Source organism: Burkholderia sp. 22313, assembly GCF_052045245.1.
Taxonomy (GTDB): domain Bacteria; phylum Pseudomonadota; class Gammaproteobacteria; order Burkholderiales; family Burkholderiaceae; genus Burkholderia.
This window is the reverse complement of sequence record NZ_JBQEON010000032.1, coordinates 39,495-46,292: the sequence shown is the minus strand read 5'-3', so window position 1 is coordinate 46,292 and position 6,798 is coordinate 39,495. Positions and strand designations below refer to the sequence as shown.

General features: G+C 66.5%; 6 protein-coding genes. 5 read left to right on the top strand and 1 reads right to left on the bottom strand.

Annotation, left to right across the window (positions count from 1 at the left end):
- Nucleotides 1-164: 164 nt before the first annotated feature.
- Entirely contained in the window at nucleotides 165-488 is a 324-nt protein-coding gene (gene fdxA / locus ACTJKF_RS24010; RefSeq protein WP_006753067.1) for a ferredoxin FdxA, read from the bottom strand.
- 280 nt (nucleotides 489-768) lie between these two features.
- Here fdxA and pncB point away from each other — a divergent pair, with 280 nt between their 5' ends.
- From pncB to ACTJKF_RS23985, 5 genes are all read left to right on the top strand, one after another.
- Nucleotides 769-1,968, top strand: coding sequence for a nicotinate phosphoribosyltransferase (gene pncB / locus ACTJKF_RS24005; RefSeq protein WP_440626699.1), 1,200 nt, complete (start codon nucleotides 769-771; stop codon nucleotides 1,966-1,968).
- Nucleotides 1,969-2,054: 86 nt separating this feature from the next.
- The gene (locus ACTJKF_RS24000) at nucleotides 2,055-2,717 is read left to right on the top strand and encodes a LutC/YkgG family protein (protein WP_440626697.1); all 663 of its coding nucleotides are present in this window, start codon (nucleotides 2,055-2,057) and stop codon (nucleotides 2,715-2,717) included.
- A 43-nt stretch (nucleotides 2,718-2,760) separates the two neighbouring features.
- Nucleotides 2,761-4,191: a sodium:proton antiporter gene (locus tag ACTJKF_RS23995; protein WP_440626695.1), complete on the top strand. Its 1,431-nt coding sequence runs from the start codon at nucleotides 2,761-2,763 to the stop codon at nucleotides 4,189-4,191.
- Between the two features lie 81 nt (nucleotides 4,192-4,272).
- Nucleotides 4,273-5,262, top strand: a complete 990-nt coding sequence (locus tag ACTJKF_RS23990; RefSeq protein WP_440626693.1) for a 2-hydroxyacid dehydrogenase — start codon at nucleotides 4,273-4,275, stop codon at nucleotides 5,260-5,262.
- Nucleotides 5,259-6,737, top strand: a complete 1,479-nt coding sequence (locus tag ACTJKF_RS23985) for a DNA recombination protein RmuC (protein WP_440626692.1) — start codon at nucleotides 5,259-5,261, stop codon at nucleotides 6,735-6,737. The genes ACTJKF_RS23990 and ACTJKF_RS23985 overlap by 4 nt, the downstream gene beginning before the upstream one ends.
- Nucleotides 6,738-6,798 lie beyond the last annotated feature (61 nt).

Genomic DNA, 6,798 nt, shown 5'->3' with positions numbered 1-6,798 from the left:
CTCGAACCAGGGACCTACGGATTAACAGTCCGGCGCTCTACCGACTGAGCTATCGGGGAACAAACAACAACAGCAGAGAAACGAGATTTTATGGAGTGTTCGCTAACCTGTCAATACTTTTGAGCGGCAATGCACCAAAAAATTTTTGCGGCGCCGCTGCGCGATCAGCGCTCGAGCAGATGCAGCTTTTCCTGCACGTCCTTCCACTCGTCCGCATCGGCCGGTGCCGGCTTGGTCTTCGTGATCGACGGCCAGTTCTTCGCCAGTTCGGCGTTCAGCTCGGTGAACTGCTGCTGGTCGCCCGGAACGTCTTCTTCGGCATAGATCGCATTGGTCGGGCATTCGGCGACGCACACGGCGCAGTCGATGCACTCGTCCGGATCGATGGCGAGAAAGTTGGGACCTTCACGGAAGCAATCCACCGGGCACACATCCACGCAATCCGTGTATTTGCACTTGATGCAGCCTTCGGTCACAACGTGAGTCATTAAAACGCTCCTGCTTGGCGGTATATATGGGGTGGCGTGTGCGCCAAAAGCGGCATTGTAACTGAACCTCAAAACCCGCATGGCATGGTCGGCTTTCCGGCTTATATCGTTTCGTGATTAGTTTATGGGCGCCGGCCGCGGATGCGACGCCCGGGCGCCTGGGGGCGGGCACCGCGCGGCGGTTTCACGATGGTCGGGCCCGCATTCGGGTAACATGGCCGACAGACCGGGCGGCGCGCGGTGCGCCGGGCCCTGTCACGATATTGGCGGTGCCGTAATCATGATCATCACTTCGCTGCTCGACACGGATCTCTACAAGTTCACGATGATGCAGGTCGTCCTGCATCACTTCCCGGCCGCAAACGTCGAATACCGGTTCCGGTGCCGCACGCCCGGCGTCGATCTCGTGCCGTACATCGACGAGATCCGCGACGAAGTGCGCGGACTGTGTTCGTTGCGGTTCACCGATGTCGAACTCGACTACCTGCGGCGCATGCGCTTCATCAAGAGCGATTTCGTCGAGTTCCTCGCGCTGTTCCACCTGAACGAGAAGTACATCTCGATCACGCCTTCGCCGAAGGGCAACGGCGAGATCGACATCCAGATCGAAGGGCCGTGGCTGCACACGATCCTGTTCGAGATCCCGGTGCTCGCGATCGTCAACGAGGTCTATTTCCGCAACACGCAGCGCGAGCCTGACTATCGCGAAGGCCGCGAGCGCCTGCGCGAGAAGATCAAGTTGCTGGGAGCGAAGCCCGAATTCGCCGACTGCAAGATCGCGGACTACGGCACGCGCCGGCGTTTCTCGAAGGTATGGCACGAGGAGGTCGCGCTGACGCTGCGCGACGGGCTCGGGCCGCAGTTCGCGGGCACGAGCAACGTGCTGTATGCAATGAAGCATGACATCACGCCGCTCGGCACGATGGCGCATGAATACCTGCAGGCATGCCAGGCACTCGGCCCGCGGCTGCGCGATTCGCAAACCTACGGTTTCGAGATGTGGGCGAAAGAGTATCGCGGCGACCTCGGCATTGCGCTGTCGGATGTCTACGGGATGGACGCGTTCCTGAACGACTTCGACATGTACTTCTGCAAGCTGTTCGACGGCGCGCGCCACGATTCGGGCGATCCGTTCGAGTGGGGCGAGCGCATGCTGCGCCACTACGAGGCGAACCGCTGCGACCCGCGCACCAAGGTGCTCGTGTTTTCCGACGCGCTCGATATCCCGAAGGTCATGCAGTTGTACGAACGGTTCCGCAACCGCTGCAAGCTCGCGTTCGGCGTCGGCACCAACCTGACCAACGATCTCGGCTACGTGCCGCTGCAGATCGTGATCAAGATGGTCCGCTGCAACGGGCAGCCGGTCGCGAAGCTGTCGGATTCGCCGGGCAAGAGCATGTGCGACGACAAGGCGTATCTCGCGTACCTGCGCCAGGTGTTCGGCATCGCGCAGCCGGCAGACGACGACGCGCCGCAGTAAGTGTCGGCCGTCCGGCCAGGTGCGTAGCGGCGGGGGCGGCCGGTATAATCCGACGGTATCGCACGCCAACGTCACGAGGACCGTTCATGGACACTTCCGCTGCCCGTCGCCAGATCCTCGCTCGCATTCGCGCGGCGCAAGGACGCGCACCCGAACCCGATGCAGCGGAGCGCGAAGGCGTCGCCGACTATCTCGCCCGTCATCCCGAAGGGCCGCGCCCGCCGGTGCCGGCCGATCTCGTCGCCGCGTTCGTCGATGAAGCGGCGCGCCTGTCGACGACGGTCGACGAAGTCGCGACGCTGGCCGACGCGCCTGCCGCCGCCGCCCGCTATCTTTCCGCTCACGGCCTGCCGCTGCAGGCCGTCGCCTGGCGCACGCTCGCCGAGCTCGACTGGGCCGGCGCGGGCCTGTCGGTCGAATGCCGCAAGCCGCGCGACGGCGATCTCGTCGGCCTGACCGGCTGCTTCTGCGCGACCGCCGAAACGGGGTCGCTGGTGTTGCTGTCCGGCCCCGACACCTATGCATCGGCGGGGCTGCTGCCGGAGACGCATATCGCGATCGTGCCGGCGTCGCGCATCGTCGCGGGCCATGAAGATGCGTTCGCGCTGATTCGCGCGGAGCGCGGCGAGTTGCCGCGCGCGGTCAATTTCGTCTCCGGCCCGTCGCGCACGGGCGACATCGAGCAGACCATCGTGCTGGGCGCACACGGCCCGTACCGCGTTCACGCGATCGTCGTGCGGGGCGCATGACGCGCCCGCTGCATTCCATCTCACACGAACAAGGAAGTTCTGCATGAAACGACATGCCGCCTGGGCGGGCATGGCGTCGGGAGCCGCGTTTGGCGCCGTTCCCGCGCTCGCATCGGCCGCCACGCTCGACGGTGCCACGCTGTCCGCGCTCTGGGGCATCCCGTTCGCCGGGATCCTGCTGTCTATCGCGGTGTTCCCGCTGGTCGCTCCGGTGTTCTGGCATCACCACTTCGGCAAGATCGCCGCGGCGTGGGCGATCGCGTTCCTGGCCCCGTTCGCGGTGGCATTCGGCGCGGGCACGGCATTCGGTACGCTCGTGCATGCGCTGCTCGAGGAATACATCCCGTTCATCGTGCTGCTGACGGCGCTCTACACGGTCGCCGGCGGCATCTGCGTGAACGGCAACCTGCACGGCACGCCGAAGCTGAACACCGCGATCCTCGCGCTCGGCACGCTGCTCGCGAGCGTGATGGGCACGACGGGCGCCGCGATGCTGCTGATCCGGCCGCTGCTGCGCGCGAACGACAACCGCAAGCATGTCGTGCACGTCGTGATCTTCTTCATCTTTCTCGTCGCGAACGCGGGCGGCTCGCTGTCGCCGCTCGGCGATCCGCCGCTGTTCCTCGGTTTCCTGAACGGCGTGAGCTTCTTCTGGACCACGACGCATCTGGCGCTCCCGATGCTGTTCATCTGCGCGGTGCTGCTGACGCTGTTCTTCGTGCTCGATACGTATTTCTACCGGCAGGGCGGCGAGGAGCGGCCGGCCGCGCTGGATCCGACGCCCGACGGCGCCGCGCTGTCGATCGACGGCAAGATCAACTTCGGGTTGCTCGCGGCCGTGATCGTCCTCGTGTTGATGAGCGGCATCTGGAAACCCGGCGTCACGTTCGACGTGTGGGGCACGCACGTCGCGCTGCAGAATCTCGTGCGCGACGTCGCGCTCGTCGCCGTGGCGCTCGCGTCGCTCGCGCTGACGCCGCGTTCGGCGCGCGAGGGCAATGCGTTCAACTGGGCGCCGATCGAGGAGGTCGCGAAGCTGTTCGCAGGGATCTTCGTGACGATCGCGCCAGTCATCGTGATCCTGCGCGCGGGTGCCGACGGCGCGTTCGCGCAGATCGTCCATCTCGTCACGGGGCCCGACGGCAAGCCGGTCGACGCGATGTACTTCTGGGCGACGGGCCTGCTGTCGTCGTTCCTCGACAATGCGCCGACCTATCTCGTGTTCTTCAACCTCGCGGGCGGCGATGCGCCATCGCTGATGACGACGGGCGCGACGACGCTCGCCGCGATATCCGCGGGGGCGGTGTTCATGGGCGCGAACAGCTACATCGGCAATGCGCCGAACTTCATGGTGAAGGCGATCGCGGAATCGCGCGGCGTGAAGATGCCGAGCTTCTTCGCGTATCTCGGCTGGGCGCTCGTGATACTGGTACCCGTATTCCTGCTGACGTCGCGGATTTTCTTCACGGCGTAGGCTGACGATTTTCAACCAAGCGCGGGCGGTCCCGGCGGCGCACGATGCGCCGCGTTCCGGCCGCGGCATGCGGAGATGGCGATGCAGAAGATCCTGGTCGCACGGCCGATTTTTCCGGACGTGATCGAACGGCTCGAGCAGTATTTCGAAGTCGACTGGAACAACGGCGACGCGCTCGCCCCCGACGCGCTCGCCGCGCGTCTCGCCGACAAGGACGGCGCGCTGACGGCGGGCGACCCGGTCGGCGCGGCCGCGCTCGCGGCGGCACCGCGCCTGCGCGTCGTGTCGAACATGGCCGTCGGCTACAACAACTTCGACATGGCCGCGTTCAATGCGGCGAACGTGCTCGGCACCAACACGCCCGACGTGCTGAACGAGTCGACCGCCGATTTCGGCTGGGCGCTGATGATGGCCGCGGCGCGCCGGATCGCCGAGTCGGAGCACTGGTTGCGCGCCGGTCAGTGGCAGAAGTGGGCGTACGACGGTTTCCTCGGCAGCGACATTTACGGCTCGACGCTCGGCGTGATCGGCATGGGGCGCATCGGCCAGGCACTCGCACGCCGCGCGCGCGGCTTCGGGATGCAGGTGATCTATCACAACCGGTCGCGGGTCGCGCCGGAGATCGAGGCCGAGCTGAACGCCGAATACGTGTCGAAGGACGTGCTGCTGGCGCGCGCCGACCACGTTGTGCTCGTGCTGCCGTACACGAAGGACAACCATCACACGATCGGCGCGGCCGAGCTCGCGAAGATGAAGCCCACCGCGACGCTGACCAATATCGCGCGAGGCGGTATCGTCGACGACGCGGCGCTGGCCGCCGCGCTGCGCGACGGAACGATCGCCGCGGCCGGCCTCGACGTGTACGAAGGGGAGCCGAGCGTGCATCCGGCGCTGCTCGAGGTGCCGAACGTCGTGCTGACGCCGCACATCGCGAGCGCGACCGAGAAGACGCGCCGCGCGATGGCGAATCTCGCGGCCGACAACCTGATCGCCGCGCTGGGCGAAGGGCCGCGCGCGGGGCAGCCGCCGAATCCGATCAACCCTGACGTGATCGGGAAGCCGCGCGCATGACCACGACGTTGTTGCTGGCGGCGGTCGTCGTGCTGGCCGTCGCGCTGGCAGTGGCGGTCGTCGCGATCATGCGCGGCGGCGGCAGCCGTGACGACGCGGCCGTGCTCGGCGACCAGATCGAGGACGCCGCGCACGCGCAGGCACTCGCGGTCGAGCGGCTCGAACGCGAGTTGCGCGGCGAGATCGTCGAGAACGCGCGCGGCTCGCGCACCGAACTGGCCGGCAATTTCTCGCAGCTTCAGCAGTCGCTTGCGACCCAGCTGACGAGCATCGCGACCGTGCAGAACAACCAGATCGACGGTTTCGCGCAGCAGCTGGGCAAGCTGGTCGCCGGCAACGCGCAGCAGTTCGACGCGATGCGCGAGAGCGTGCAGCGCCAGGCGCAGCAGGCACGCGAAGAGCAGACGGTCGCGCTGCGATTGTTCGGCGACACGCTGAACCGGCAGCTCACGCAGCTCACCGAGGCCAACGATCGCCGGATCGGCGAAGTGCGAGCGACGCTCGAGCAGCGGTTGAAGGAAATCGAGACGAACAACGCGGCGAAGCTCGAGGAGATGCGCCGCACCGTCGACGAGAAGCTGCATGCGACGCTCGAGCAGCGGCTCGGTGAATCGTTCAAGCTCGTGTCGGACCGGCTCGAGCAGGTGCATCGCGGGCTCGGCGAAATGCAGACGCTTGCAGCGGGGGTCGGCGACCTGAAGAAGGTGCTGACCAACGTGAAGACGCGCGGCACCTGGGGCGAGGTGCAGCTCGAAGCGTTGCTCGAACAGATGCTCACGCCCGACCAGTACGCGAAGAACGTCGCGACGGTGCCGAAGAGCAGCGAACGCGTCGAGTTCGCGATCCGGCTGCCGGGGCGCGAAGCCGGCACGCGCGACGCGCCGCCGGTGTGGCTGCCGATCGACGCGAAGTTTCCGCGTGAGGACTACGAGCGGCTCATCGATGCGCAGGAGCGTGCCGATTCGGTGGCGGTCGAGGAAGCGGCCCGCGCGCTCGAGGCGCGCGTGCGGATGGAGGCGCGTACGATCGCCGAGAAGTACGTCGCGCCGCCGCACACCACCGATTTCGCGCTGCTGTTCCTGCCGACCGAAGGGCTTTATGCGGAGATCCTGCGCCGCCCGGGGTTGACCGATCTGCTGCAGCGCGACTATCGCGTGACGGTGGCCGGGCCGACCACGCTCACCGCACTGCTGAACAGCCTGCAGATGGGCTTTCGCACGCTCGCGATCGAGCAGCGCTCGAGCGAGGTGTGGCAGGTGCTCGGCGCGGTGAAGACCGAGTTCGGGAAGTTCGGCGACGTGCTCGCGCGCACGAAGGCGCAGCTTGAAACGGTCACGCGCTCGATCGAGGCGGCCGAGCAGCGTACCCGCGTGATGAACCGCAAGCTGAAGCAGGTCGAGGCGTTGCCGGGCGATACGGCGGCCGGGCTGCTCGGCGCGGAAGCCGCGGACGGCGCCGATGCGGACGACGCATGACGTGTTCAGCCGAAACCGGCTGGAACAAGAAACGGGCGCCGCGGCGCCCGTTTTTCTTGTG